The organism is Streptomyces sp. NPDC059695 (assembly GCF_042733785.1).
Lineage (GTDB): Bacteria > Actinomycetota > Actinomycetes > Streptomycetales > Streptomycetaceae > Streptomyces.
Genome location: NZ_JBHWFF010000032.1, coordinates 9578 through 36159, shown reverse-complemented (window position 1 = coordinate 36159; position 26582 = coordinate 9578). Strand labels below are relative to the sequence as shown.

The 26582-nt window shown below is 73.0% G+C and carries 24 protein-coding genes; 10 read left to right on the top strand and 14 right to left on the bottom strand.

The genetic code is table 11. The features are described from left to right. Positions 1-381: 381 nt before the first annotated feature. Together ACFV2S_RS30590 and ACFV2S_RS30585 are read right to left on the bottom strand one after the other, a co-directional pair. A complete protein-coding gene (locus ACFV2S_RS30590) occupies positions 382-840 on the bottom strand; it encodes an ATP-binding protein (protein WP_385566167.1) in 459 nt (152 codons plus the stop codon). A gap of 15 nt (positions 841-855) precedes the next feature. Beyond that, positions 856-1209, bottom strand: coding sequence for an STAS domain-containing protein (locus ACFV2S_RS30585; RefSeq protein ID WP_015034520.1), 354 nt, complete (start codon positions 1207-1209; stop codon positions 856-858). Between the two features lie 80 nt (positions 1210-1289). Between ACFV2S_RS30585 and ACFV2S_RS30580 the strand changes: the two genes are divergently transcribed. Further along, positions 1290-3767 carry a DEAD/DEAH box helicase gene (locus ACFV2S_RS30580; protein ID WP_385566162.1) on the top strand — a complete coding sequence of 826 codons (2478 nt, stop codon included), beginning with the start codon at positions 1290-1292 and terminating at the stop codon, positions 3765-3767. Here the strand turns inward: ACFV2S_RS30580 and ACFV2S_RS30575 are convergent. From ACFV2S_RS30575 to ssd, 7 genes are all read right to left on the bottom strand, one after another. Further along, positions 3709-4041 (bottom strand): Rv3654c family TadE-like protein, encoded by a 333-nt coding sequence (locus ACFV2S_RS30575; RefSeq protein WP_385566160.1) that lies wholly within the window; start codon positions 4039-4041, stop codon positions 3709-3711. The genes ACFV2S_RS30580 and ACFV2S_RS30575 overlap by 59 nt on opposite strands. 47 nt (positions 4042-4088) lie before the next feature. Next, entirely contained in the window at positions 4089-4469 is a 381-nt protein-coding gene (locus tag ACFV2S_RS30570; protein ID WP_385566156.1) for a TadE family type IV pilus minor pilin, read from the bottom strand. A gap of 10 nt (positions 4470-4479) precedes the next feature. Next, positions 4480-4764, bottom strand: a complete 285-nt coding sequence (locus ACFV2S_RS30565; RefSeq protein ID WP_385566153.1) for a DUF4244 domain-containing protein — start codon at positions 4762-4764, stop codon at positions 4480-4482. Positions 4765-4911: 147 nt separating this feature from the next. Continuing rightward, positions 4912-5637, bottom strand: coding sequence for a type II secretion system F family protein (locus ACFV2S_RS30560; protein WP_385566148.1), 726 nt, complete (start codon positions 5635-5637; stop codon positions 4912-4914). A gap of 59 nt (positions 5638-5696) precedes the next feature. Continuing rightward, a complete protein-coding gene (locus tag ACFV2S_RS30555) occupies positions 5697-6575 on the bottom strand; it encodes a type II secretion system F family protein (RefSeq protein ID WP_385566144.1) in 879 nt (292 codons plus the stop codon). Next, complete coding sequence (locus ACFV2S_RS30550) at positions 6572-7759, bottom strand: TadA family conjugal transfer-associated ATPase (RefSeq protein WP_385566141.1); 1188 nt, start codon at positions 7757-7759, stop codon at positions 6572-6574. The genes ACFV2S_RS30555 and ACFV2S_RS30550 overlap by 4 nt, the downstream gene beginning before the upstream one ends. Beyond that, a complete protein-coding gene (gene ssd / locus ACFV2S_RS30545) occupies positions 7756-8817 on the bottom strand; it encodes a septum site-determining protein Ssd (protein ID WP_385566136.1) in 1062 nt (353 codons plus the stop codon). Before ssd ends, ACFV2S_RS30550 begins: the two co-directional genes overlap by 4 nt. Before the next feature lie 663 nt (positions 8818-9480). On the opposite strand from ssd, the gene ACFV2S_RS30540 reads away from it, so the two are divergent. Next, complete coding sequence (locus ACFV2S_RS30540) at positions 9481-10347, top strand: HAD family hydrolase (RefSeq protein ID WP_385566133.1); 867 nt, start codon at positions 9481-9483, stop codon at positions 10345-10347. Positions 10348-10918: 571 nt separating this feature from the next. Here the strand turns inward: ACFV2S_RS30540 and ACFV2S_RS30535 are convergent. Next, on the bottom strand, positions 10919-11761 hold the full coding sequence (locus ACFV2S_RS30535) for an oxidoreductase (RefSeq protein ID WP_385566130.1): 843 nt from the start codon (positions 11759-11761) through the stop codon (positions 10919-10921). A gap of 102 nt (positions 11762-11863) precedes the next feature. On the opposite strand from ACFV2S_RS30535, the gene ACFV2S_RS30530 reads away from it, so the two are divergent. Further along, entirely contained in the window at positions 11864-12850 is a 987-nt protein-coding gene (locus ACFV2S_RS30530) for an ATP-binding protein (RefSeq protein ID WP_383799049.1), read from the top strand. Positions 12851-12866: 16 nt separating this feature from the next. Here the strand turns inward: ACFV2S_RS30530 and ACFV2S_RS30525 are convergent, their stop codons facing one another. Beyond that, positions 12867-14189: a hypothetical protein gene (locus tag ACFV2S_RS30525; RefSeq protein ID WP_385566124.1), complete on the bottom strand. Its 1323-nt coding sequence runs from the start codon at positions 14187-14189 to the stop codon at positions 12867-12869. Positions 14190-14481: 292 nt separating this feature from the next. On the opposite strand from ACFV2S_RS30525, the gene ACFV2S_RS30520 reads away from it, so the two are divergent. The 6 genes from ACFV2S_RS30520 to ACFV2S_RS30495 all read left to right on the top strand — a co-directional run bounded on the left by ACFV2S_RS30520 (position 14482) and on the right by ACFV2S_RS30495 (position 22469). Further along, positions 14482-16863, top strand: a complete 2382-nt coding sequence (locus ACFV2S_RS30520) for a SulP family inorganic anion transporter (protein ID WP_385566121.1) — start codon at positions 14482-14484, stop codon at positions 16861-16863. 194 nt (positions 16864-17057) lie between these two features. Further along, entirely contained in the window at positions 17058-19013 is a 1956-nt protein-coding gene (acs, locus tag ACFV2S_RS30515) for an acetate--CoA ligase (RefSeq protein ID WP_385566117.1), read from the top strand. Between the two features lie 258 nt (positions 19014-19271). Continuing rightward, on the top strand, positions 19272-20663 hold the full coding sequence (nhaA, locus tag ACFV2S_RS30510; RefSeq protein WP_385566112.1) for a Na+/H+ antiporter NhaA: 1392 nt from the start codon (positions 19272-19274) through the stop codon (positions 20661-20663). Between the two features lie 75 nt (positions 20664-20738). Beyond that, positions 20739-21224, top strand: coding sequence for a phage holin family protein (locus ACFV2S_RS30505; RefSeq protein WP_383799981.1), 486 nt, complete (start codon positions 20739-20741; stop codon positions 21222-21224). Beyond that, a complete protein-coding gene (locus ACFV2S_RS30500) occupies positions 21221-22156 on the top strand; it encodes an alpha/beta fold hydrolase (protein ID WP_383799978.1) in 936 nt (311 codons plus the stop codon). Before ACFV2S_RS30505 ends, ACFV2S_RS30500 begins: the two co-directional genes overlap by 4 nt. 121 nt (positions 22157-22277) lie before the next feature. Further along, a complete protein-coding gene (locus ACFV2S_RS30495; protein WP_383799975.1) occupies positions 22278-22469 on the top strand; it encodes a hypothetical protein in 192 nt (63 codons plus the stop codon). 32 nt (positions 22470-22501) lie between these two features. Here ACFV2S_RS30495 and ACFV2S_RS30490 read toward each other — a convergent pair whose 3' ends face one another. From ACFV2S_RS30490 to nth, 3 genes are all read right to left on the bottom strand, one after another. Continuing rightward, positions 22502-23701, bottom strand: a complete 1200-nt coding sequence (locus ACFV2S_RS30490) for a MarP family serine protease (protein ID WP_383799972.1) — start codon at positions 23699-23701, stop codon at positions 22502-22504. Between the two features lie 79 nt (positions 23702-23780). Further along, positions 23781-24485, bottom strand: a complete 705-nt coding sequence (locus tag ACFV2S_RS30485; RefSeq protein WP_385566101.1) for an NUDIX hydrolase — start codon at positions 24483-24485, stop codon at positions 23781-23783. Between the two features lie 195 nt (positions 24486-24680). Continuing rightward, positions 24681-25529 (bottom strand): endonuclease III, encoded by an 849-nt coding sequence (gene nth / locus ACFV2S_RS30480; protein WP_383799966.1) that lies wholly within the window; start codon positions 25527-25529, stop codon positions 24681-24683. A gap of 230 nt (positions 25530-25759) precedes the next feature. On the opposite strand from nth, the gene ACFV2S_RS30475 reads away from it, so the two are divergent. Further along, positions 25760-26434, top strand: coding sequence for a Crp/Fnr family transcriptional regulator (locus ACFV2S_RS30475; protein WP_015034542.1), 675 nt, complete (start codon positions 25760-25762; stop codon positions 26432-26434). Positions 26435-26582 lie beyond the last annotated feature (148 nt).

Sequence of the window (26582 nt, the reverse complement as noted above, 5' to 3'; positions counted from 1 at the left end):
CTTTATATCTCTCGCCCTTTCTGGGGCTGTGGGGTGTGGTGTGAGGTGGGGGGGCCGGCGCCCCCCCCCCCCTCGAAGCCCGCGGCCCCCCCCCCCCCGCCGCCCCCCCTCTTCTGTTCGTACGAGTACGCGTGCGAGCACGGGTCGACCCGGACGCCCACCGCGCACCGGGGCGCGTTCAGGACGGGTGCCGACCGCGCACCGGGGCGTGGTCGGCACGGGTGCCGATCACGCACCAAAACGTGGCCAGCACGGACGACCACCGCACACGGGTCGGGCCAGACGCCCACCGCGCGCGGAGCGCAGGTCAGGACGGACGCCCCTCCCGGGCCGGGGCACGGGTGATCACGGGCGCGCGCCCGTCCCGAACCGGGGCACCGGTCAGGACAGGACGTCCGCCGCGCTCACCGGCCAGCTCATCCGGAGGGTGCCGCCGTCCTCGCCGGCGCTCACCTCGACGTCGTCGACGAGCCCGCGGATCACCGCGAGACCCATCTCGTCCTCACCGTCGGCGTCGTCGAACTCCTCGGCCGGCGCCGAGGCCCGCACGCCGGGGACACCGACAGCGTCGGCCGCCGCCACCCCCGCACCCGGCACCTCGTCGCCGACCTCGATGGAGAACGTCTTCTCCTCCTCGGTCAGGACGACCCGGATGGGGGTCGTGACGTCGTTGCTGCGGTGCAGCCCGACCGCACGGGAACAGGCCTCACCCACAGCGAGACGCACCTCGTCGAGGACCGCCTCGTCCACACCCGCCCGGCGCGCGACCGCGGCCGCCACCAGACGGGCGGTGCGGACGTGCTCGGGCTGAGCACTGAAGCGGAGTTCAACGGTGGCCATGCGAACCCCCTGGGCTCAGTCGACGGCGTTGACGGCCTCGTCGACCGAGGTGTGGATCGGGAACACCTTGGTGAGACCCGTGATCCGGAAAATCTTGAGAATGCGCTCCTGGTTGCACACCAGACGCAGCGAGCCCTCATGGGCGCGAACGCGCTTCAGGCCACCGACGAGCACACCGAGGCCGGTGGAGTCGAGGAAGTCCACGCCCTCCATGTCGACGACCAGGTGGTAGCTGCCGTCGTTCACCAACTCGACCAACTGCTCGCGCAGCTTGGGCGCGGTATACACATCAATCTCGCCACCGACCTCGACGACCGTACGGTCACCACCAGCGCCGGACACATTGCGAGTCGACAGGGACAGGTCCACGGATCCTCCAGCACCTTGCTATCGGGCGATCGTTCCCTCGGGTCTCCGGGGCGGAGCCGAGGAACGGAACGCCAGCCGCGATGGCATTCAATCACTTACCAGCAGCCATGCACGACGCCTTGGAAGCATTGTCCGTCATGGCAGTGACACACTCGGAGCCGATGGCCAAGAATCACCGCCCCCGTCGTCCGGCCGGGGAAACGGGCAGCCGCCCGTCTCCCGGCATGGTCCTCGACCGGCTCTCCTCGGGCGAGAGCCGGGCCGCGCGCATCACTCATACGGAGCACATGCCCGCCCGGGAGGGTCGCCATGCCGTCTGGCCGCACCGCATCCGTCCCGAGGTGATCTCGGCGATCGAGACGGCCGGGATCGAGCACCCCTGGGCCCATCAGGCCCAGGCCGCGGAGCACGCCCTGGACGGCGAGTCCGTGGTGATCGCCACAGGCACCGCCTCGGGCAAGTCGCTCGCCTACCTCGCCCCGGTCCTCAGCACCCTCCTGGACGGCTCGGAGGCCCCGAACGGCCGTGGCGCCACCGCCCTGTACCTGGCGCCCACCAAGGCCCTCGCCGCCGACCAGCGGCGCGCCGTGCGCGAACTGGCCGCCCCGCTCGGCAACCGGATCCGCCCCGCCGTCTACGACGGCGACACGCCGGTCGAGGAGCGCGAGTGGGTCCGGCAGTACGCGAACTACGTGCTGACCAACCCCGACATGCTGCACCTGGGCATACTCCCCTCGCACCCCAGGTGGTCCTCCTTCCTGCGCTCCCTGCGCTACGTCGTGATCGACGAGTGCCACACCTACCGGGGCGTCTTCGGCTCCCACGTCGCCCAGGTGCTGCGCCGTCTGCGCCGTGTCTGCGCCCGGTACGGCTCCGAACCGGTCTTCCTCCTCGCCTCCGCCACCTCCGCCGAACCGGCCCTGGCCGCCGGCCGCCTCACCGGCCTGCCGGTCACCGAGGTCTCCGACGACGCCTCCCCGCGCGGCGAGCTGGTCTTCGCCCTCTGGGAGCCGCCCCTGACCGAGCTGCACGGCGAGCGCGGCGCGCCCGTGCGCCGCACCGCCACGGCCGAGACCGCGGACCTGCTGACCGACCTGACCCGCCAGGGCGTCCGCTCGGTCGCCTTCGTCCGCTCCCGGCGCGGCGCCGAACTGATCTCGGTGATCGCCCAGGAACGGCTGGCCGAGACCGACCGCGCCCTCGCCCGCCGCATCGCCGCCTACCGGGGCGGCTACCTGCCCGAGGAGCGCCGCGCCCTGGAGCGGGCCCTGCACTCCGGCGAGCTCCTCGGCCTGGCCGCCACGACGGCCCTGGAGCTGGGCGTGGACGTCTCCGGCCTGGACGCGGTCGTGATCGCCGGCTACCCGGGCACCCGGGCCTCCCTGTGGCAGCAGGCGGGCCGCGCCGGCCGCTCGGGCGAGGGCGCCCTCGCGATCCTGGTCGCCCGGGACGACCCGCTGGACACGTTCCTCGTCCACCACCCGGAGGCGATCTTCGAGCAGCCGGTCGAGACGACCGTCCTGGACCCCGACAACCCCTACGTCCTCGCCCCCCACCTGTGCGCCGCAGCCGCGGAGCTCCCGCTGACCGAGCAGGACCTGGCCCTCTTCGGCCCGGCCGCGCCCGGTCTGCTCCCCCAGCTGGAAGGGGCCGGGCTGCTCCGCCGACGCGCCACCGGCTGGTACTGGACCCGCCGCGAGCGGGCCGCCGACCTGGCCGACATCCGGGGCGGCGGCGGCAGCCCGGTCCGGATCGTGGAGGCCGGCACCGGCCGCCTCCTCGGCACGGTCGACGAGGCCGCCTCCCACACCGCCGTCCACGAGGGCGCCGTCCACCTCCACCAGGGCCGCACCTATCTGGTGCGGGAGCTCGACCTGAAGGACTCCGTGGCCCTCGTGGAGGAGGCCGTCCCCCCGTACTCCACCACCGCCCGCGACACCACCTCCATCACCGTCCTGGAGACCGACACCGAGATCCCCTGGGGAGCCGGCCGCCTCTGCTACGGCTCCGTCGAGGTCACCAACCAGGTCGTCTCCTTCCTCCGCCGCCGTCTGATCACCGGCGAGGTGCTGGGCGAGACCAAGCTCGACCTGCCGCCCCGCACCCTGCGCACCCGGGCCGTGTGGTGGACGGTCACCGAGGACCAGCTCGACGCCGCCCGGATCACCCCGGAGATCCTCGGCGGCGCCCTGCACGCCGCCGAGCACGCCTCCATCGGCATGCTGCCGCTCTTCGCGACCTGCGACCGCTGGGACATCGGCGGCGTCTCCGTACCGCTCCATCCCGACACCCTGCTGCCCACCGTCTTCGTGTACGACGGGCACCCGGGCGGCGCGGGCTTCGCCGAGCGCGCCTTCCACACCGCCCGCGCCTGGCTGACGGCCACCCGTGAGGCCATCGCCTCCTGCGAGTGCGAGGCGGGCTGCCCCTCCTGCATCCAGTCCCCGAAGTGCGGCAACGGCAACGACCCGCTCCACAAGCGCGGCGCCGTCCGTCTCCTCACGGAACTCCTCCGCCCGGATCCGGAGACCGCCCCGGAGGACCCGCCCGCGACCTGACCTCGGGCCGGTAGGGACCCCGCACGACCCGGGCGGTCACCTCCGACACGCCGTCCGCGACCACGCACCGCACCAGCTCGGCGCCCTGTGCCACGGCGACCCGCGAGGCCGCCGCGCACGCCTCGCCCTCGCCCCACAGGGCCCTGTCGGCGGCGGCGAGGGCGGCCAGGTCGGCGGCCCCGCCGGCCCGGTGCCGGGCCGCCACCGCCTGCCCCAGCGCGAGCACCGCCCCGAACACCACGCACAGGGCGCACGCCGCGAACGCGGCCCACACGGTCGCCGCCCCACGATCACCACCCCGGCCGCCCCGCCGCCACCCCCTCACGGCGTCCCCCCGTGGCCCACGCCGTCCACCGCGTCCACCCTGTCTGCCCCGTCCACCGCGACCACCGCGTCCTCCGCGAGGGCCGCCGCGCCCGCTCTCAGCGTGACCCCCATGCCCCCGGGCCCCGGGGCGGCCGCCTCCACCGTCACCCGCCACAGCTCGCCCTCCCGCGCCACCGACACCCGGGCCCCCTCGGGCGCGGCGGCCCGGGCGGCCGCCTCGGCGGAGGCAACCGGTTCCGAACGGGCCGCCACCCTCGCCCCCGCCCTGGCCGCGTCGACGCACCGGATCTGCGCGGCGGCCGCGGCCAGCGCCCAGAGCAGCGTCACCGTGAACACCGCGAGGACGGGCAGGACCAGCGCCGCCTCCACAGTCACGAAACCCCGGTCAGAACGGCGCATCGAGGGCCTTCCCGATCACCGACTCCAGCGCCCCCGAGACCGCCCCGCTGGTCACGATCTTGTAGAGCACGGCGGCGAACGCCGCCGCCGCGACCGTCCCCACGGCGTATTCGGACGTGGTCATGCCGTCGTCACGGCGCGCCGCCGCCCGCCGTGCCCGCCACCACCCCCGCAGCCGCAGCCGCACCCCGCGCTCCCTGCCGACTCCCTCGTCCGGTCCTGCCGTGTCCTGCCGTACCTCGTCCTGCGGTGCCGCACCGTGCTTAGCCATGTCGTCGTTCCCCGTCGTGTCGTGTCGAGTCGTGTCGAGTCGAGTCGAGTCGAGTCGAGTCGAGTCGAGTCGAGTCGAGTCGAGTCGAGTCGTGCTGTGCTGTGCTGTGCACGTGTCGTGCTGCGCTGTCTCGTCGGTTGTCTTCGGTCATCCGTCCAGCAGTCCCGTCGCGAGGCCGATCACCACCGGAGCCACCCCCACCGCCAGGAAGGCGGGCAGGAAGCAGAGCCCCACGGGCGCGCTGATCAGCACCTGCGCCCGGCGTGCCCCGGCCGCCGCCGCGCGGGCCCGGCCGGCGCGCAGGGCGGCCGCGTGCCGGGCGACGGCCTCCGCCGCCGGCGCTCCCGAGGAACCGGCCCGCTCCATGCAGCGGGCCAGCCCTTCCGCTCCCGGTATCGCGCCGAACCTCCCCCACACCTCGGCCGGTTCGCCGCCGAGCCGGAGCTCGGCGGCCGTGCGGGTCAATCGCTCACCGAGCGGACCGCCCAGTGACCGCCCCACCGCCTCCGCCGCCTCTCCGGGCCCGGCTCCAGAGGCCGCGCAGGCCGCCAACAGATCCGCGGCCAGGGGAAGATGACGCACCGCTTCCTCGTCCCCGGCCGGTGGCGCGGTCCGCCTCGCAGCCCTCACCCTCACTCCGGCGGCCACCAGCACACCGGCGCACAGACCACCGACCGCACCGAACAGCACCCAGCCGAACCCGGCCCCTAGGAGGGGCGGCAGCCAGAGCCGTACCGATGTCGGCAGTCCGCCCCGGGCCTTCCGGGGGGTCCGCTCCGGGCTGCCGAGGAGGATCCCCGCCCGGCGCCGCGTCCGGCGCGCCCGCAGCCCGCGCAGCACCTCCCCCACGCCCAGCGCGCCGAGTACGGACACCGGAAGCAGCAGGCCCGCACCTCGAACGCCGTGCCACGCGTGCTGAACCCCTTCCTGGATCACGCCCGCTCGCCTCCCCGTACGATCCGCGTGGCCCACCACAGTCCGGCCGCCTCCAGTGCCCCGCCCACGACCAGACAGCCCAGCCCCGCCGGTGTGTGCAGCAGCACCCGCAGCGGGTGGGCGCCCAGGGCCGCACCGAGGGCCAGTCCCGCCGCGGGAAGCAGCGCGAGAACGGTCACCGTGGCCCAGGCACCGGCCAGTTCGGCCCGCAGGCGGTCACGCTGCTCACGGTGGTCCCGCAGCGCGGCCTCCAGGCGGTCCAGGCCGGCGGCCAGACCCGCACCCCCGTCCACCGCCACCTGCCAGCAGGCCGCCATGCCCGCCAGTCCGTCGGCACCGTCCTGCCGGGCCGCCCACCGCAACGCTCCGGGCACGTCGCCGCCGAACCGGGCCGCCGCCAGCACCGGCGCCTCCGCGTCGCCGAGCGCGCCCGTCTGCCGGGCGGCGAAGGACAGTGCCTGTGCGGGCTGCCACCCGGCCCTCAGCTCCCCGACGACCGCCCCGCACAGGGCCACCACCCGCTCGGCCCGCGCGTCCCGCTCCTTCCCGAGCTCCGCGGCCCGCAGCCGCCGCCCCAACAGGGGCACCGCGAGCGCCCCCGCCACCAGGGGGAGCGGCGACTCCCCCAGCAGCGCGAGAACACCCGCGACCGGCAGGCACAGCCAGGCGCGCCGCCCCCTCAGTACGGCCCACCATCGCGCGGCCGGCTCCGGCCACTCCCAGCCGCCGCGCCCGTCGGGGACTCCGCCCGCGAGCACCGCCCGGGCCCGGCCCGCACCCCGCCGCCGCTCGACCGCCCACCACACAGCGAGCGCCGCGCAGAGCGCCGCCACCCCGTGTGCCGCGCCCGGCACCGGCACCAGTTCCGCCGTCACCGCACTCCCCCTCCGATCAGCGAACCCAGCCGCTCCCAGCCCCGCTCCCGCTCGAACCCGGACGCGCCCCACCGCAGCGCCGGCACCGTCCGCACCAGACCGTCCCGGTCCCGCTCCAGGACGTGCGCCTCGGCGATCCGCCGCCGCCCGCCCCGGTCCCGTGCGACGTGCAGCACGACCGACAGTCCGGCGCCCAACTGGCTGTGCAGGGCGGCCCGGTCGAGCCCGGCCGCCGTGCCCAGGGCTTCGAGCCGTGCGGGGACGTCCGCCGCCGTATTGGCATGGACCGTTCCGCAGCCGCCTTCATGGCCCGTGTTGAGGGCGGCGAGCAGGTCGACCGCCTCGCCACCCCTGACCTCGCCGACCACCAGCCGGTCGGGGCGCATCCGCAGCGCCTGGCGGACCAGGTCCCGCAGGGTGACGAGCCCGGTGCCCTCCTGGTTCGCCGGCCGCGCCTCCAGGCGCACCACGTGCGGATGGTCCGGCCGCAGCTCCGCCGAGTCCTCGGCGAGCACGATCCGCTCCCGCTCCCCCACGAGCCCCAGGAGCGAGGCGAGGAGCGTGGTCTTGCCCGTCCCGGTGCCGCCGCTGACGAGGTAGGACACGCGGGCGTCGATCAGGGCCCGAAGGATCGGCGCGCCGCCGGGGGGCACCGTGCCCGCGGCGACCAGCTCCTCCAGGGAGAAGGCACGCGGACGGACCACCCGCAGGGACAGACAGGTCGAACCGACCGCGACCGGCGGCAGCACCGCGTGCATCCGCGTGCCGTCGGGGAGCCTGGCGTCGACCCAGGGCCGGGCGTCGTCGAGCCTGCGCCCCGCCACGGCCGCGAGCCGCTGCGCCAGCCGGCGGACGGCGGCGGCGTCGGGGAAGGCCACCGGCGCCCGTTCGAGACCGGTGCCCCGGTCCACCCACACCCGGTCGGGAGCGGAGACCAGGACGTCCGTGACCGCGGGGTCGGCGAGCAGCGGCTCCAGCGGGCCGGTACCGATCAGCTCGCACCGCAATTCCTCCGCCGCGCCGAGCACTTCGGCATCGCCGAGCAGCCTCCCCTGCGCGCGGAGCGCCGCCGCCACACGTGCCGGGGTGGGTTCGGCTCCGCTCGCCGCGAGCCGCTGCCGCACGGCGTCGAGGAGGCCGGTGCCCCCACCAGCGCCCCAGGCCATGCCCGCTGCCCCGGTCATGCCGCACCACCGGGCACGAGGACGCGGTCCCAGAAAGCGGCGCAGAACCGGCCGAGCGAGCCCCGGGGTTCGGTGCCCGGTGGCACTCCCGCGTCCTGGTCGGCCACGATCCCCGGGTCGTAGGGGAGTTCGCCCGCGAGCGGCAGCCGCAGCGCGTCGGCGACCCAGCGCTCGTCGAGGCCCACCGCGTACGGCCCGCGCACCACGGCCCGCAGGTCGCGCACGGCCGGCCCGATCGTCGAGACCATGCGGTGGGCGGCGGCGACGGCCCTCAACTCGCCCGGGACGACCAGGAGTCCGAGGTCCAGTTGCGCGAGCGCCTCGATGACCGACGGGTCGCTCCCGCGCGGCAGGTCGACCACGACGGCCCCGCCCCGCCGGCGAGCGGCGGCGAGCACCGACCGCACGGCTTCGGGCGGCACGGGCGCCGCCGGTTCCCTGCCCCAGCTGAGCACCCGTACGCCGCGCAGCGACGGCAGGGACTCCTCCAGGGCGCCGCCGGCCAGCCGGCCCTTCGAGGCGGCGAAGTCGGGCCATCGCCTGCCCTCCTCGCGCTCGCCGCCGAGCAGCACGTCGAGCCCGCCGCCCAGCGGGTCTCCGTCGACGAGCAGCGTGCGATGCCCGGCCCTCGCGGCGGCCAGGGCGAGACCGCAGGCCAGGGTGGAGGCCCCCGCGCCGCCCCTTCCGCCGACGACGCCGACGGTCAGCGCCGCCCCTTCCGCCCCCTCGGCCGCGTCGGCGAGGCGGTCGACGAGGAGGCTCTCGGCCCCCGGGAGGCTCAGCACGCTCTCCGCGCCGATCTCGACGGCCAGCCGCCACAGCCCCGGATCGTCCCGGTCCCGGCCGACGAGGAGGGTCCCCGGCCTGCGCACGGCTCCCCGGCAGCGGGCCGCGGCGTCGTCCCCGACCAGGACGAGGGGCGGATCGGTCCAGCTCGCCCGCCGCTCGGGCACCCGATGGTGCACCTCGGGCTCGACGCCGGCGGCGGCGCACAGCCGCAGGAGGTCGTCGAGCAGCCCGAGGTCCTCGGTGACGATCAGCGGCCCGGCCCGGCGCACCGCCTCCGACCTCGGCCCCTCGGCACCCGGCCTCTGCGACCTCGGCCTCTCCGACCGAGCCCCCTCGGCACCCGGCCCGCGCGGCCCTCCCGGACCCGGCGAGCCCGTCCCCGCCGAGCCGGCTCCCCGCGACTCCGGGCCCCATGGATCCCGTCCCCGCGGCACCGAACCGCGCGTCGCACCCCTGGCCCCGGAAGTCCTGGATGTCTCCAAGGCGCACTCCCCTCTCGTGATTCCTGCCGTCCGCGAACTTCGCGACAGGAATCACCGTGGGGCCGCATCGGAAATCGTGCCGATCTTGCCGAAAAACTGTGGATAAGCGAGGGGCTGTGAATAACTCCGCCACCCCTCCGGGGACTGTCCGGAACGCAGCACGATGATTACTGTGGGTGATGAGTCGAAGGCAGGGCGGGGCCTCGGTCGACTCAGGACCGAAGAACGGAAGGAAGGGAGCGGGCCATGGCACGCAGGGCCAAAACGGCTCCGGACATGCGACGACCCCCGCCGGGGGGGAGAGCGGGGGTCGTCTCTCCGGCCGACTCGGGGGGGGAGGAGCCGGACCGGGTTAGCACGGTCGCGAACGATCCGTGACTTCCATGGTGTACCCGAGAGCCTTCTCAGGCAAACCCACGCGCCCCAGCGTACGCCGAATGGCGGGCACCTATGCTCGGGCTTGTGGAAAACCACTCCTTGCCGCGCACAGCCGCCTTCTTTGACCTGGACAAGACGGTCATTGCGAAGTCATCGACGCTGACCTTCAGCAAGTCCTTCTACCGGGGCGGACTGATCAGCCGCCGCGCCGCCCTGCGGACGGCCTACATCCAGTTCGTCTTCCTGGCAGGCGGAGCCGATCACGACCAGATGGAGCGGATGCGCGAATACCTTTCCGCGCTCTGCAAAGGCTGGAACGTCGCCCAGGTGAAGGAGCTCGTCGCCGAGACCCTTCACGACCTGATCGACCCGATCATCTACGACGAAGCGGCGTCCCTCATCGAGGGGCACCACGCCGCCGGCCGCGACGTCGTGATCGTCTCGACCTCCGGGGCCGAGGTGGTCGAGCCGATCGGCGAGATGCTCGGCGCCGACCGGGTCGTCGCCACCCGGATGGTGGTGGGCGAGGACGGGTGCTTCACCGGGGAGGTGGAGTACTACGCCTACGGGCCGACGAAGGCCGAGGCGGTCCGGGAGCTCGCCAAGTCGGAGGGCTACGACCTCTCGCGCTGCTACGCGTACAGCGACTCGGCGACCGACATCCCCATGCTGGAGGCCGTCGGTCACCCGTACGCGGTCAATCCCGACCGGACGCTGCGCCGTGAGGCCGCGGCCCGAGAATGGCCGGTTCTCGCCTTCGAGAAGCCGGTGCGCCTCAAGCAGCGGCTGCCCGAGTTCCGGATGCCGCCGCGCCCCACGCTCGTCGCCGCCGCGGCGGTGGGAGCGGCAGCAGTCGGGGCCGGACTCGTCTGGTACGCGGCCCGACGGCGGCAGGCCGCCCTCGCCCAGCGGCTCGCCGGGGACTTTGCCCGAATTTGAGCAGTCGACAGAGAAGCGGATCCACCACTTTCGCTTCCACCCGGACAGGAGTAGAAAGGAATCAGGCCCGCGAGACCGAGGACATCCGAGAGGATCACCTGTTGAGCATCAAGGCCCCACGGACCTAGCACCGAAACCGGGCACCCACGCGACGTCGACCCGTCGATTACGGGCCAGCCGCACCAGGCCACGGGCAAAGTTCCCGGCCTGATGGGCACATATCGAGGACGCTTGGTAACTGGGTGGAAGTGCCAGCGGCGGTACCAGGACTGGTGCCGCCGCAACCCATGTCCAACTCCGTCCACCCCTCAGCAGAGGCCTCCGGCGGGTCCGGGCAGGGACATCCGGCCCCCCTCGACAGAAGCCTCCGGCGGATCCGAGGCAGAAACCTCCGGCCGCCCTTCAGCAGAGACCTCCGGCCGGTCCGAGGTAGGGGCCTGGGACCACCCCTAGACAGAAGCATCCGGCCGGTCCGAGGCAGAACCTCCGGCCACTCCTCGGCAGGGACCTCCGGCCACCCCTCGGCACGGGCCCCCGGCCGCTCCTCGGCAAGGCCTCCGGCTCCGAAGGGTCAGGCGGCGCCGCGCTGGAGGGCCTCGCAGACGGCCGTCGACTCACGGACTCCCAGCTCGACCGAGCGTCCGCAGTGCGCGATCCAGGCGCCCATGCCCTCCGGGGTACCCGACAGGTAGCCCTCGAAGGCAGCCAGGTAGGCCGCCCGGCCCTGCTCCGCGTGGCCGACCTCCGCCGGGCAGATCGCCTTGGGGTCGAGACCGCTGCCGATCAGCGCGATCCGCTCCGCCGCGCGCGCGACCAGGCCGTTGTACGAGGTGAAGGGGCGCAGGGCGAGGAGTTCGCCGTGGATCACGGCGGCCGTCACCAGCGCCGGGGCCTCGCTGCCCGCGACGATCAGCTCGGCGAGGCCGTCGAGCCGGCCCGCGACCTCGGCAGGGGTCGGGACCGGGGCGTCGATCAGCGGTTCGTCGACGGTCTCGCCGTCGAGCCGGGGCCGGCCCACGGTGTCACCCGGGCCGGTGCCGCCCGGGACACCCGCGTCACCCGCGGCGACCAGGTGGAGCCGGGCGAGCACGCGCAGGGGCGACTGGCGCCAGATGGAGAGCAGCTGCCCGGCCTCGGCACCGAGGCGCAGCGCGGCACCGACCGTGCGGGCCTCGGCGTCGGCGCTGAAGTCGGTGCGCCGGCGGACCTCTTCCAGGGCCCAGTCGGCCCCGGACAGTGCGGCCGAGCCGCGCGCGCCGCGCAGGGCCGCCTCGGAGGAGATCTCGTTGCTGCGGCGGCGCATCACGCGGTGGCCGTAGACCCGGTCGACGGCCTTGCGTACGGAGTCCACCGCTTCGGCGACGCCCGGCAGGGAGCCGAGGGCGGCCAAGGGGTCAGAGGCGTGCGTACTCATAAGTAGGGAGGCTACGCGCCCCGACGGCCCGCCCCACGTTGGAGTGGTCTTCTTCACGCACCTTGACCACGGCCCGCGATCATTCCGCTACCCTAGGTGAACATGAAGATCGCTTTCGTGGGGAAGGGCGGCAGCGGCAAGACGACGCTGTCCTCGCTCTTCATCCGCCACCTCGCCGCCAACGAAGCGCCGGTCGTCGCCGTCGACGCCGACATCAACCAGCACCTGGGCGCCGCGCTCGGCCTGCCCGAGGCGGAGGCCGCCGCGCTGCCCGCGATGGGCGCGCACCTGCCGCTCATCAAGGAGTACCTGCGGGGCAGCAATCCCCGGATCCCGTCCGCCGACACGATGATCAAGACGACGCCGCCCGGGGAGGGTTCGCGGCTGCTGCGGGTCCGCGAGGACAACCCGGTGTACGAGGCGTGCGCGCGCCCGGTCCCGCTCGACGACGGCGAGATCCGGCTGATGGCGACCGGTCCGTTCACGGAGTCGGACCTCGGGGTCTCCTGCTACCACTCGAAGGTCGGGGCGGTGGAGCTCTGCCTCAACCACCTGGTCGACGGGCCCGACGAGTACGTGGTCGTCGACATGACGGCGGGTTCGGACTCCTTCGCGTCGGGCCTGTTCACCCGCTTCGACATGACCTTCCTGGTCGCCGAGCCGACCCGCAAGGGCGTCTCGGTCTACCGCCAGTACAAGGAGTACGCGCGGGACTTCGGTGTCGCGCTCAAGGTCGTCGGCAACAAGGTGCAGGGCCGGGACGACCTCGACTTCCTGCGTGAGGAGGTCGGCGAGGACCTGCTCGTGACGGTCGGCCACTCGGACTGGGTCCGCGCGATGGAGAAGGGCCGTCCGCCGCGCTTCGAGCTCCTGGAGGCGGACAACCGCATGTCGCTCCAGGCGCTCCAGGACGCGGCGGACGACTCGTACGCCCACCGCGACTGGGAGCGCTACACGCGCCAGATGGTCCACTTCCACCTGCGCAACGCGGAGAGCTGGGGCAACGCGAAGACCGGGGCCGACCTGGCGGCGCAGGTCGACCCCGGGTTCGTACTGGACGAAGGGCTCAGCGCCGCGCAGCCCGCCTAGCCCCGACGCGACCCGCTCAGTCCTGTGCGGCCGGCTTGGTGGCCGGGGCGGTGGCCGGCTTGGTGGCCGGGGCGCCCGCCGGGGCCGCCGGCTGCGGGGCGAGGAAGGCCTTCCAGCCGGCCGCCGGCGCCTCGCCCACCTTCAGGGTCCGCATCTTGGCGACGACGTCGGGGTCCTGCGCGTCGAGCCAGTCGGCGAGCTGGCGGAAGGAGACGCACTTGACGTCCTTCTGCACGCAGACGGTGGCGATGGTCTCCTCGACGGCACGCATGTACGTGCCGCCGTTCCAGGACTCGAAGTGGTTGCCGATGATCAGCGGCGCGCGGTTGCCCCGGTAGGAGCGCTCGAAGGCCTGCACCAGGCCGTCGCGCATCTGGTCGCCCCAGTACGACTGCTGGGAGGGGTCGCCCTGGGTCGTGCCGGGAGACTGGTTCACCATGAAGTTGTAGTCCATGGAGAGCGTCTGGAAGGCGCGGCCCGGGACCGGCACGAGCTGCATCGACAGGTCCCACAGGCCCAGGTCCTTCTTGGGCCAGATCTGGTCGTTGACGCCGCTGGTGTCGTAGCGGAAGCCCATCTGGGCCGCCGCCTGGACGAAGTTGTTCCGGCCCTCCAGGCAGGGGGTCCGGGCGCCGACGAGCTCCTTGTCGTAGTCGAAGGGCAGCGGCTGCTCGGTGCGCAGTCCGGCGTTGGTCTTCCAGTTCTTGACGAAGGACTTGGCCTGGTTGATCTCGCTCTTCCAGTCCTCGACCGACCAGTTGCCGACGCCGCCCTCCTTCCCGCAGAAGTGGCCGTTGAAGTGGGTGCCGACCTCGTTGCCCTCCTCCCACGCGCCGCGCAGTTCGCGGACGGTGGCGCGGATGCCCTCGGTGTCGTTGAAGCCGATGTCGGAGCTGCCGGCGTTGTGCTGCGGCGGGTCGTAGAGCTCCCGCTTGTCCTCCGGCAGCAGGTACACACCGCTGAGGAAGTACGTCATCTTGGCGTCGTACTTCTTGCCCACCGTGCGGAAGTGGGAGAAGAGCTTCTGGCTGTCCTCGCCCGCGCCGTCCCACGAGAAGACGACGAACTGCGGCGGCGTCTCGCCCGGCTTGAGCTTGGCCCAGACCGGCTGGTGGGGCTGGGCGCCGGTGAAGGCGGTGGAGCCGTCGCCGATCAGACGGGGTACGGCCTGCGGGGCCGCGGCCGGGCCCTTCTTGGTGCCCGCGCCGCCGTGTACCCCCTTGGTGGCGGCGTCGTCGGAGCCCGAGCAGCCGGCGAGGCCGGTGGCGAGGGCGAGGGTGGCGGCGCCGACGGCGAGTGCCTTCCTCCGGACGGTGGTGGTTCTGCGGGCGACTGACATCCGCGCACCTCTCCTCAGATCCTCGGATTTCCTTACAAGCGATTTCCGTACAAGCGGCGCAAACGTCGCACCGGGAGGACCGAGGGGCGTCAACGACAAGCGGCATGCGCACGTTCTGTCACCGGAACCGGTGAATCGTTGCCCTATTTGCCCCGAAAATAATGCCGCAGTCTTTACTCTCCATTACGATCCATTTACCGAGCGTTGATGCCCCTGCCGGGAGCCACTCGCCGGGAATCCCGCCGCTGCACCCCGCACGAGCCGCGACCGCGCTGCCCCGGAGGAGACGGGAATGACCCTCTGCACCCCTGACCGCACGACCAACCGGCCCCGGATCCAGCGGCCTCACAGCCCGCCGGAGGGGCCCCGCCGCTTCCGCGTCGCCGGCGCCGACCTCTCCGCGTCCGTCGCCGTCTTCCTGATCGCGCTGCCGCTCTCCCTGGGCATCGCGCTCGCCACCGGAGCCCCGCTCCAGGCCGGCCTGGTGGCCGCCGCCGTCGGCGGCCTCGTCGCCGGCCGGTTCGGCGGCTCCCCGCTCCAGGTGAGCGGCCCCGCCGCCGGACTCACCGTCGTGACCGCCGAGCTCATCCAGCGGTACGGCTGGCGCACCACCTGCGCCATCACCGTCCTCGCCGGGCTCACCCAGATCGCCCTGTCCGCCCTGCGCGTGGCCCGCTCGGCGCTCGCCGTCTCGCCCGCGATCGTGCACGGCATGCTGGCCGGCATCGGCGTCACCATCGCCCTCGCCCAGCTCCACATCGTGCTCGGCGGCACCCCCCAGAGCTCCGCCGTGGACAACGTCCTGGGCCTGCCCGCCGAGTTGGCGAGCGCCCAGCCGACCGCGCTCGCCATCAGCGCCCTCACGGTGGCCGGGCTGCTGTGCTGGCCCCGGCTGCCCGGCCGGGCGGGACGGCTCGCGCGGAAGGTCCCGGCCGCGCTCGTCGCGGTCGCCGGAGCGACGGCGGTGGCCGCCGTCGCCGGACTCTCCGTGCCGCGCGTGCACCTGCCGTCCTGGAGCAGCCACGCGCTGCCCGGCCTGCCCGAGGGCCCGGTCCTCGGCATCGCGGCCGGCGTCCTCACGATCACCCTCGTCACGAGCGTGCAGTCACTGCTGTCGGCCGTCGCGGTCGACAAGCTCGTCGCCGCCCGCGCGGACCGGGGCCGGGGCGTCCCGCGCTCCGACCTCGACCGCGAGCTCGCCGGACAGGGCGCGGCGAACGTGCTCTCCGGGGCGCTCGGCGGCCTCCCGGTCGCCGGGGTCGCGGTCCGCAGCGTCGCGAACGTCTCGGCGGGCGCGGTGAGTCGGACCTCGACGATGCTGCACGGCCTGTGGATCGTGCTCGCGGCCCTGCTGCTCGTGCCGGTGCTCGACCTGATCCCGCTGCCCGCGCTCGCCGCGCTCGTCATGGTGGTCGGCATCCAGATGGTGAGCATCACCCACATCCGTACGGTCACCCGCCATCGCGAGGTCGTCGTCTACGCGGTGACGGTGACCGGCGTCGTCCTCGTCGGCATCCTGGAGGGCGTCGCCCTCGGCATCGCCGTGGCCATCGCGGTCGCCCTGAACCGGCTGACCCGCACCCGGATCACCCGGGAGGAGCGGGACGGGCGCCATCTGCTGCACGTCCGGGGCCAGCTGACCTTCCTCGCCGTGCCCCGGCTCAGCCGGGCCCTGCACCAGCTGCCGCAGGGTTCCGACGTGGTGGTCGAGCTGGACGGGTCGTTCATGGACCACGCCGCCTACGAGACGCTGAGCGACTGGACCACCGGGCACCTCGCCCACGGGGGGACGGTCGAGACGACGGGACCCTCCGGCGCCCGGATCGCCGAGCCGACTCCCGGTGCCGCCTCCGCCGCGCACGCCTGCTGCCGCCCCTGGACGCCCTGGCACAACCACCAGTGCGGGGAGCGGCCCACCACGACCACCGCGACCGACGAGACGGCCGGGACCACGGACCCCGTCGGGACCAGGCCCTCGGCGGGGCTGCACCTGGCGAGCGGCATCGGCAAGTTCCAGCGGAACACCGCCCCGCTCGTGCGGGACGAGCTCGCCCGGCTCGCGCGGGAGGGCCAGCGGCCCTCCCAGCTCTTCCTGACCTGCGCCGACTCCCGTCTCGTCACCAGCATGATCACCTCCAGCGGCCCCGGTGACCTCTTCACCGTGCGCAACGTCGGCAACCTCGTCCCCCTCCCCGGCGAGGAGAGCGGGGACGACTCGGTGGCGGCGGCGATCGAGTACGCCGTGGACGTGCTGCGGGTCGCGTCGATCACCGTCTGCGGCCACTCGGGCTGCGGCGCGATGCAGGCGCTGCTCAACGGCGGCCCGGACGACCCGCCGACGCCGCTCCGCCGCTGGCTGCGCCACGGCCTGCCCAGCCTGGAGCGGATGGCGAGCCGGCGCCACGCCTGGGCCCGGATCTCCGGGCGCCTGCCGGCCGACGCGGTCGAGCAGCTCTGCCTGACCAACGTGGTCCAGCAGCTGGAGCACCTGCGGGAGTACGAGCCGGTGGCGCGCCGGCTGGCCGAGGGCACGCTGACGCTGCACGGGGTGTACTTCCACGTGGGCGAGGCGCAGGCGTACCTCCTCTCCGGGACGGACGAGGTGCACGGCTACGACGACGTCTTCACCCAGGTCATGCCGACGGGCCACCGGGAGGCGGCGCGCGCGTCCTGAACCTTCCGGCCCGCCCGGCCGTGAGACTGTGTGGCCCCTTCTCCCCACCGCTCGGGGAGAGGGGGCCACCGCACGTCAGGGCGCTCACAGGTCTAAACCAATTCTCTGGATGCTCTTGTCACCCGGGCCTCTGACTGATGAGCTATGACGCGGGACACATACGCACAGAGGACGCCCTGGGAAAGGGAGATGTCGTGAGCAACGAATCCTTGGCCAACCTGCTCAAGGAAGAGCGGCGGTTCGCGCCGCCCACCGAGCTGGCCGCGGACGCCAATGTGACGGCGGAGGCGTACGAGCAGGCCAAGGCGGACAGGCTGGGCTTCTGGGCCGAGCAGGCCAGGCGACTGAGCTGGGCCACCGAGCCGACCGAGACCCTCGACTGGTCGAACCCGCCGTTCGCCAAGTGGTTCGCCGACGGCGAGCTGAACGTGGCGTACAACTGCGTCGACCGGCACGTCGAGGCCGGCCACGGCGACCGGGTCGCGATCCACTTCGAGGGCGAGCCCGGCGACAGCCGCGCGATCACCTACGCCGAGCTCAAGGACGAGGTCTCCAAGGCCGCCAACGCCCTGACCGAGCTGGGTGTCCGCAAGGGCGACCGCGTCGCCGTCTACCTGCCGATGATCCCCGAGGCGGCCATCACGATGCTGGCCTGCGCCCGTGTCGGCGCCGCCCACTCGGTGGTCTTCGGCGGCTTCTCGGCCGACGCCGTCGCCTCCCGCATCCAGGACGCCGACGCCAAGCTGGTCGTCACCGCCGACGGCGGCTACCGCCGCGGGAAGCCGAGCGCCCTCAAGCCGGCCATCGACGAGGCCGTCGCCAAGTGCCCGCAGGTCGAGCACGTCCTCGTGGTCCGCCGTACGGGCCAGGACACCGCCTTCACCGAGGGCCGGGACGTCTGGTGGGACGACATCGTCGCCCGCCAGTCCGCCGAGCACACCCCGGAGGCCTTCCCGGCGGAGCACCCGCTCTTCATCCTCTACACCTCGGGCACCACGGGGAAGCCGAAGGGGATCCTGCACACCTCCGGCGGCTACCTCACCCAGGCCGCCTACACCCACCACGCCGTCTTCGACCTCAAGCCGGAGAGCGACGTCTACTGGTGCACCGCCGACATCGGCTGGGTCACCGGGCACTCGTACATCGTCTACGGCCCGCTGGCCAACGGCGCGACGCAGGTCATGTACGAGGGCACACCGGACACCCCGCACCAGGGCCGGTTCTGGGAGATCGTGCAGAAGTACGGCGTCACGATCCTCTACACGGCGCCCACCGCGATCCGCACGTTCATGAAGTGGGGGGACGACATCCCCGCGAAGTTCGACCTGTCCAGCCTCCGCGTGCTGGGCTCGGTCGGCGAGCCGATCAACCCCGAGGCCTGGGTCTGGTACCGCGAGCACATCGGCGCGAACAAGACCCCGATCGTGGACACCTGGTGGCAGACCGAGACCGGCGCGATGATGATCTCGCCGCTGCCGGGCGTCACCGAGACCAAGCCGGGCTCCGCCCAGCGCGCGCTGCCGGGCATCTCCGCCACCGTCGTGGACGACGAGGCGAACGAGGTCCCGAACGGCGGCGGCGGCTACCTGGTCCTCACCGAGCCGTGGCCGTCGATGCTCCGCACGATCTGGGGCGACGACCAGCGCTACATCGACACGTACTGGTCCCGCTTCGAGGGCAAGTACTTCGCCGGTGACGGCGCCAAGAAGGACGACGACGGCGACATCTGGCTGCTCGGCCGGGTCGACGACGTCATGCTCGTCTCGGGCCACAACATCTCGACGACCGAGGTCGAGTCGGCCCTCGTCTCGCACCCGTCGGTCGCCGAGGCGGCCGTCGTCGGCGCCGCCGACGAGACCACCGGTCAGGCGATCGTCGCCTTCGTCATCCTGCGCGGCACGGCGAGCGAGGACGAGAACCTGGTCGCCGACCTGCGCAACCACGTCGGCGCGACGCTCGGACCGATCGCCAAGCCGAAGCGGATCCTTCCGGTGGCGGAGCTGCCGAAGACCCGCTCGGGCAAGATCATGCGCCGTCTGCTCCGCGACGTCGCGGAGAACCGTGAGCTCGGTGACGTCACCACGCTGACGGACTCCTCGGTCATGTCGCTCATCCAGACCCAGCTGCCGGCCACGTCCAGCGAGGACTGACCGCCCCCGGTGCCGTACGCGAACGCCCGCCCCGAGCCGCTCGGGGCGGGCGTCCACGTTCCCGCCCAGGGGACCCGTACACGCCTCTCTCGACGGGACGAACAGGGCATATCTCCCTAGAGTGAATCCCGCCGGACACCACTCGGGCTCGTTAGGTAAAGTAAGGACCGCGTCAGGAACGCGACAGAAAGACCTAGGTGAGCCGGGAAGTCTGGTCGGCATGTGCTTCGCCCTGCCTGCCCGACGGAGGTCGCCCCCGTGTCCGAGTCCACCGACCGCAAGTTCCTCGGCCGTCTCTCGCTCCCCGAGCGGCGGTACGTCGCCGACGCGCTGCGCACCGAGACCGTCGGTGGCGTCCTGCTCCTCCTCGCCGCCGTCGCCGCCCTCGTCTGGGCGAACAGCCCGCTCAGCGAGAGCTACGAGACCGTCAGCGACTTCCACATGGGCCCCGCCGCCCTCGGCCTCGACCTGTCGATCCAGCACTGGGCGGCCGACGGCCTCCTGGCGATCTTCTTCTTCGTCGCCGGCATCGAGCTCAAGCGCGAGCTCGTCGCGGGCGAGCTGCGCGACCCCAAGGCCGCCATGCTCCCCGTCGTCGCCGCGCTCTGCGGCATGGCCGCCCCCGCGCTCGTCTACACCCTGGTCAACACCGTCGGCGGCGGCTCCCTGGACGGCTGGGCCGTGCCCACGGCCACCGACATCGCCTTCGCGCTCGCCGTCCTCGCCGTGATCGGCACCTCGCTGCCCTCGGCGCTCCGCGCCTTCCTCCTCACGCTCGCCGTCGTCGACGACCTCTTCGCGATCCTGATCATCGCGATCTTCTTCACCAGCGACCTGAACTTCGCCGCGCTCGGCGGCGCCGTCGCCGGACTCGTCGTCTTCTGGGTCCTGCTCCGCAAGGGCGTCCGGGGCTGGTACGTGTACGTGCCGCTGGCCCTGGTCATCTGGGGCCTGATGTACAACAGCGGCGTCCACGCCACCATCGCCGGCGTCGCCATGGGCCTGATGCTCCGCTGCACCACCCGGGAGGGCGAGAAGCAGTCCCCGGGCGAGCACATCGAGCACCTGGTCCGGCCGGTCTCGGCCGGGCTCGCCGTGCCCCTGTTCGCGCTGTTCTCCGCCGGTGTGAGCATCTCCGGCGGCGCGATCCGCGACGTCTTCACACAGCCGGTCACGCTCGGCGTGGTCCTCGGTCTCGTCGTCGGCAAGGCGATCGGCATCTTCGGCGGCACCTGGCTCGCCGCCCGATTCACCCGGGCGGAGCTCAACCCGGACCTGGCCTGGCCCGACGTGTTCGCCGTCGCCACCCTCGCCGGGATCGGCTTCACCGTCTCGCTCCTCATCGGCGAGCTCGCCTTCGCCGGCGACGCCGTGCTCACCGACGAGGTGAAGGCCGCCGTCCTGATCGGCTCGCTCATCGCGGCGGTCCTCGCCTCCGTCCTCCTGAAACTGAGGGTCCGGAGGTACCAGGCCCTCGTCTCCGAGGAGGAGCGCGACGAGGACGAGGACGGGATCCCCGACATCTACGAGCAGGACGACCCCGAGTACCACCTCCGGATGGCCGAGATCCACGAGAGGAAGGCCGCCGAACACCGTGAGCGCGCCCGACTGGCGGGGGCATCGCGCGACGGGGCCGAGCGTCCGGCATGATCTGATGCGGACCGTGGAAGAGGACTCGCACCGCAGAAGAGGACCTCGGACCGCAGAAGAGAAGAGGGAGCAGCGATGAGCGACCCGTTCGACGGAACCGAGCGCAGCCTCGGCCAGCTGGTCGCCTCGGCGACCGCCGAGATGTCCGCGCTGGTGCACGACGAGATCGCCCTGGCCAAGGCCGAACTGCGACAGGACGTCAAGCGCGGCGCGTTCGGCAGCATCATGGGAATCGGCGCCCTCGTGGTGCTGCTGTTCTCGCTGCCGATGCTGAGCTTCGCGCTCGCGTACGCCATCAACACCTGGACCGGCGGGCACAACGGCAACGGGGGCTGGAACCTCGTCTGGTGCTTCCTGCTGTCCTTCGCCTTCAACGTGCTGCTCGCGACCCTGCTCGGCCTGATCGCGTACTCCAAGTTCAAGAAGGTCAAGCCGCCGGAGAAGTCCATCGCCTCCGTCAAGCAGACGGCGGCGATCGTGCAGAACGCGAAGCCGCACCCCCGTCCGGAGCAGCGCCCGGCACTGGAGAAGGCCTCCACTGTGGCACGCTCGTCGGTATGACCCTCCCCGAGAGCAGCAGCGGCAGCGGCGGGCCCGTACGCCTCGACGGGCCGTGGACCCACCGCGACGTCGCAGCCAACGGTGCCCGCTTCCACATCGCCGAGATGGGCGACGGGCCGCTGGTGCTGCTCCTGCACGGCTTCCCGCAGTTCTGGTGGACCTGGCGCCACCAGCTGCCCGCCCTGGCCGAGGCCGGGTTCCGGGCGGTCGCGATGGACCTGCGCGGGGTGGGCGGCAGCGACCGCACCCCGCGGGGTTACGACCCCGCCAACCTCGCCCTCGACATCACCGGTGTCGTCCGCTCGCTCGGCGAGCCGGACGCGGCGCTCGTCGGGCACGACCTGGGCGGCTACCTCGCCTGGACGGCCGCCGTCATGCGGCCGAAGCTGGTGCGACGGCTCGTGGTCTCCTCGATGCCGCACCCGCGCCGCTGGCGCTCGGCGATGCTCTCCGACTTCGCCCAGTCGCGGGCCGGCTCGCACGTGTGGGGCTTCCAGCGGCCGTGGCTGCCGGAGCGTCAGCTCGTCGCGGACGACGGGGCGCTCGTGGGCGAGCTGATCCGGGACTGGACGGGCCCGAAGCCGGTCGACGAGGAGGCCGTCGAGGTGTACCGGCGGGCCATGTGCGTGCCGTCGACGGCGCACTGCTCGATCGAGCCGTACCGCTGGATGGTGCGGTCGCTGGCCCGTCCGGACGGCATCCAGTTCAACCGGCGCATGAAGCGGCCGGTCCGGGTGCCGACGCTCCATCTGCACGGCTCCCTGGACCCGGTGATGCGGACCCGCAGCGCCGCGGGGTCGGGCGAGTACGTGGAGGCGCCGTACCGCTGGCGGCTCTTCGACGGGCTCGGGCACTTCCCGCACGAGGAGGACCCGGTGGCCTTCACCACGGAGCTCGTCAACTGGCTGAAGGACCCCGAGCCCGACCGCTGATCCTCCGTCACACCGCCTTCGGCGCACAGGCGTCCGTCGAACGGCCATGTGCCTCGCGCATACTCCAATTGGCGGGCCCCGGGGAGGTTACCGACCTTGGCCCCCGGGCAGACGTCGAGGTATGGGCTGGACGCACGACTACGGTGACACGACAGCACGCGACCGCCGCTCGGCCACGGGGCCGGGCTCCCGCGAGAGGGGTGGCCCGCCGGACCAGGGCCACGCGGTACAGGTGGTGGGGATCTCGCGCATCCTGCGCCGCCGGGCCCGCTGGGTCTCGGCCCGGCTCCGGCACCCCAGAGACACCGCCTAGGCGGTGTCGGGGGCCGGCGGCGCCGGGCGGGGTCAGAGGGCGCAGGCCTGGGTGTCGACCTGCTGGTCGGCGGTCCGGCCTCGCTCGATGTCCTCGCGGATCTCGTCGGCCGTCAGGGCGTACCCGGTGTTCGCGTCGTCGAGGGAGCGGGCGAAGATCACGCCGTACACCTCGCCGTCCTCGGTGAGGAGCGGGCCGCCGGAGTTGCCCTGGCGGACCGTCGCGTACAGCGAGTAGACGTCCCTGCGCACCTCGTCGCGGTGGTAGATGTCGGGGCCCTTGGCGCTGATGCGGCCCCGCACGCGCGCGGAGCGGACGTCGTACGAGCCGTTCTCCGGGAATCCGGCGACGATCGCGTCGTCGCCGCTGCGGGCGTCCTCGTCGGTGAACCTCAGCGGCGTGGCCTTGAGGTCCGGCACGTCCAGGACGGCGATGTCGCGCCGCCAGTCGTAGAGCACGACCTTGGCGTCGTAGAGCTTGCCCTCGCCGCCTATCTGGACGGTCGGCTCGTCGACGCCGCCGACGACGTGGGCGTTGGTCATGATGCGGCGGTCGGCGAAGACGAAGCCGGTGCCTTCGAGGACCTTGCCGCAGCTCTGCGCGGTGCCGACGACCTTCACGATGGAGCGCTGCGCACGGGCGGCGACCGGGCTGTCCGCGAGCGCCGGGTCGGGCGGGGTGACCTGGGTGATCGGCTCGTTCGCGAAGGGGCTGAAGACCTGGGGGAAGCCGCTGCGCGCCAGGGTGGAGCTGAAGTCGTCGAACCAGCCGGAGGCCTGATCCGGCATCACCTGCTCGACCCCGAGCAGCACCTTGGAGCTGCGCACCTCCTTGCCCAGGGTGGGCAGCGAGGTACGGGCGAGGGCGGAGCCGATCAGCCAGGCCACGAGCAGCATCGCGACGACGTTGACGAGGGCGCCGCCGGTGGCGTCCAGGGCGCGGGCCGGCGACCAGGTGATGTGGCGGCGCAGCTTGTTGCCGAGGTGGGTGGTGAAGGCCTGCCCGACGGAGGCGCAGACGATGACCACCATCACGAAGACGACGGTGGCCGTGGTCGAGACCTCGCTGTTGTCGGTGAGCTGGTCCCAGAGGATCGGGAGCAGCAGAACGGCGACGAGTCCGCCGCCGAGGAAACCGATCACCGAGAGGATGCCGACCACGAACCCCTGGCGGTAACCGATGATCGCGAACCACACGGCGGCGAGCAGCAACAGGATGTCCAGCACGTTCACCGTCAATAGCCTCGCAGATTCGTTTCCGGTCACCCGGGGCCGGTCGGCCCTCAGGCCGGCCCGCCCGGAGGTCAGCCTGTCATGAGCGCCAGTCGAGCGGGACCTGCTTGGACCGGTCCCAGGGGAGCTCCCAGCCGGCGTAGTGGAACAACCGGTCGATGACTCCGGCCGTAAAACCCCAGACCAGAGCGGATGCGACGAGGAACGCGGGGCCCTGGTGGCCGCTCGGGTGCACGGTCGTCGCACGGTTCTCGGGATCCGTGAGATCCGCCACGGGCACGGTGAAGACGCGGGCGGTCTCGCCGGGGTCGACGACGCCGACCGGGCTGGGGGCGCGCCACCAGCCGAGGACCGGGGTGACGACGAAGCCGCTGACCGGGATGTAGAGCTGGGGGAGCACGCCGAAGAGCTGGACGCCCCGCGGGTCGAGGCCGGTCTCCTCCTGGGCCTCGCGCAGGGCGGCGCGCAGCAGGCCGCCGTCGGCCGGGTCGCCGTCCTCGGGGTCGAGGGCGCCGCCGGGGAAGGAGGGCTGCCCGGCGTGCGAGCGGAGGCTGCCGGACCGCTCCATGAGGAGCAGCTCGGGTCCGCGCTCGCCCTCGCCGAAGAGGACGAGGACGGCGGACTGGCGGCCGGCGCCGCTCTCGGGCGGCAGGAAGCGGCTCAGCTGCTCGGGCCTGATGGTGCGGGCGGCCCGGTCGACGGGCCCGAGCCAGTCGGGCAGCCCGTCGCGGCTGAGCAGGCCCGCCGTGCCGGGCCCGTGGATCTCTTCGTCAGTGCGCGTCATCGGCACCCCCGTGGTTCACAACGCGATCGATGGACGGGTTCGTTCCCGGTGGTTCCCGATGGTGTCGCACCACGCGGGGTTCCGGGTGGAGCGGTCGCACCACCGGGTCCGCGGGTGGAGCAGTCGCGCCACCCGGGGCCCCGGGGCGGTGTTCCCGGCCGGTGTCGGCGCCGCTCCGGGCTCCCGGGGCCGGGTTCAGGCTCCGCCGCCGAGCGGGGGCGCCGGGCGGCCCGGGTAGTCGGCCGGCGGGTTCAGCCGCTGGCCGGGGAGGCCGCCCATCTCGTACTTGAGCAGCTTCCTCGCCTTCTCGGGGTCGGTCTCGCCCTCGCCGTACGAGGGGCAGAGGTGGGTGATCGGGCAGGCGCCGCAGGCGGGCTTGCGGGCGTGGCAGATCCGGCGGCCGTGGAAGATCACCCGGTGCGACAGCATCGTCCACTCGCTCTTCGGGAAGATCGTGGCAACCTCGGCCTCGATCTTGACCGGGTCGTCGGACTCGGTCCACCGCCAGCGCCGGGCGAGGCGCATGAAGTGGGTGTCGACGGTGATGCCAGGGACCCCGAAGGCGTTGCCGAGGACGACGAAGGCGGTCTTGCGGCCCACACCGGGAAGCTTGACGAGGTCGTCGAGGCGGCCGGGGACCTGCCCGCCGAAGTCGTCCCTGAGGGCAGCGGCGAGCCCCATGATCGACTTGGTCTTGGCGCGGAAGAAGCCGGTCGGCCGGATCAGCTCCTCGACCTCCTCGGGCACGGCCGCGGCGAGGTCCTCGGGCGTGGGGTACTTCGCGAAGAGGGCGGGGGTCGTCTGGTTCACCCGCAGGTCGGTGGTCTGGGCCGACAGGACCGTGGCGACGAGCAGCTCGAAGGGGTTGCGGAAGTCGAGCTCCGGATGGGCGTACGGAAAGACCTCGGCCAGTTCCCGGTTGATCCGGCGCGCCCGGCGGACCATCGCGAGCCGCGACTCGGGCTTCACCGCCTTCCGATTTGCGGCTTTCACCCGTTTCGACACACCGTGTTCGCCCACAGCGGAATCACCTTCGCCCGACACTCTTTCAGCCCCCTTGGCCTGCGCTCTCACCGGCGAGTTGGACACCCGGCCAGCCTAGGCGCCGCCACCGACATCCGCCCCGGGCACGGCCGATCGGAGCCCAATCGGGCCCCTGGCGTACGGACGGGCCGCCCGGTGCGTCAAACTTGTTGTGATTGATCGCACTGTTTTGTGCGTCCGGCATCATGGGACCCAGGTCCTTTGAGCAGGTCGACAGTAGGAGAGAACTCGTGGACGACGTTCTGCGGCGCGCCCCGCTCTTCGCGGCGCTCGATGACGAGCAGGCCGCCGAGCTGCGCGCCTCGATGAGTGAGGCGACGCTCGCCCGTGGCGACGCGCTCTTCCACGAGGGCGACCCCGGTGACCGCCTGTACGTGGTGACCGAGGGCAAGGTGAAGCTGCACCGCACCTCCCCCGACGGCCGCGAGAACATGCTGGCCGTCCTCGGCCCCGGCGAGCTGATCGGCGAGCTGTCCCTCTTCGACCCGGGCCCGCGCACCGCCACCGCGACCGCGCTGACCGAGGTCAAGCTCCTCGGCCTGGGCCACGGCGACCTCCAGCCCTGGCTGAACGCCCGCCCCGAGGTGGCCACCGCGCTGCTGCGCGCCGTCGCCCGCCGCCTGCGCAAGACCAACGACCAGATGTCCGACCTGGTCTTCTCCGACGTCCCGGGCCGTGTCGCCCGCGCGCTCCTCGACCTGTCGCGCCGCTTCGGCGTGCAGTCGGAGGAGGGCATCCACGTCGTCCACGACCTCACCCAGGAAGAGCTGGCCCAGCTGGTCGGCGCCTCCCGCGAGACGGTCAACAAGGCGCTCGCCGACTTCGCCCAGCGCGGCTGGCTGCGCCTGGAGGCCCGCGCCGTGATCCTGCTGGACGTGGAGCGCCTCGCGAAGCGCTCGCGCTAGTCCCAGGCATCTCGCGCCAGTCCCAGGCATACGGAGAGGCCGCCCCCGGGGGGGGGGCCCGGGGGGGGCGCGCCCGGCACCGGCGCCGGGGCCGCGGCCGACCCCCCACCCTCACCCCGGCGGGGGCCGGGGTGACCCCCGGGCCACC

What these genes read in the sequence shown, in the direction of transcription:
- ACFV2S_RS30530 (WP_383799049.1), top strand. Translation starts at nt 11,864, where the DNA reads ATGAAGATCGCTTTCGTGGGGAAGGGCGGCAGCGGCAAGACGACGCTG.
- ACFV2S_RS30565 (WP_385566153.1), bottom strand. Translation starts at nt 4,764, where the DNA reads ATGGCTAAGCACGGTGCGGCACCGCAGGACGAGGTACGGCAGGACACG.
- ACFV2S_RS30540 (WP_385566133.1), top strand. Translation starts at nt 9,481, where the DNA reads ATGCTCGGGCTTGTGGAAAACCACTCCTTGCCGCGCACAGCCGCCTTC.
- ACFV2S_RS30505 (WP_383799981.1), top strand. Translation starts at nt 20,739, where the DNA reads ATGAGCGACCCGTTCGACGGAACCGAGCGCAGCCTCGGCCAGCTGGTC.
- ACFV2S_RS30500 (WP_383799978.1), top strand. Translation starts at nt 21,221, where the DNA reads ATGACCCTCCCCGAGAGCAGCAGCGGCAGCGGCGGGCCCGTACGCCTC.
- ACFV2S_RS30520 (WP_385566121.1), top strand. Translation starts at nt 14,482, where the DNA reads ATGACCCTCTGCACCCCTGACCGCACGACCAACCGGCCCCGGATCCAG.
- ACFV2S_RS30535 (WP_385566130.1), bottom strand. Translation starts at nt 11,761, where the DNA reads ATGAGTACGCACGCCTCTGACCCCTTGGCCGCCCTCGGCTCCCTGCCG.
- ACFV2S_RS30525 (WP_385566124.1), bottom strand. Translation starts at nt 14,189, where the DNA reads ATGTCAGTCGCCCGCAGAACCACCACCGTCCGGAGGAAGGCACTCGCC.
- ACFV2S_RS30590 (WP_385566167.1), bottom strand. Translation starts at nt 840, where the DNA reads ATGGCCACCGTTGAACTCCGCTTCAGTGCTCAGCCCGAGCACGTCCGC.
- ACFV2S_RS30580 (WP_385566162.1), top strand. Translation starts at nt 1,290, where the DNA reads ATGGCATTCAATCACTTACCAGCAGCCATGCACGACGCCTTGGAAGCA.
- ACFV2S_RS30550 (WP_385566141.1), bottom strand. Translation starts at nt 7,759, where the DNA reads ATGACCGGGGCAGCGGGCATGGCCTGGGGCGCTGGTGGGGGCACCGGC.
- ACFV2S_RS30495 (WP_383799975.1), top strand. Translation starts at nt 22,278, where the DNA reads ATGGGCTGGACGCACGACTACGGTGACACGACAGCACGCGACCGCCGC.
- ACFV2S_RS30485 (WP_385566101.1), bottom strand. Translation starts at nt 24,485, where the DNA reads ATGACGCGCACTGACGAAGAGATCCACGGGCCCGGCACGGCGGGCCTG.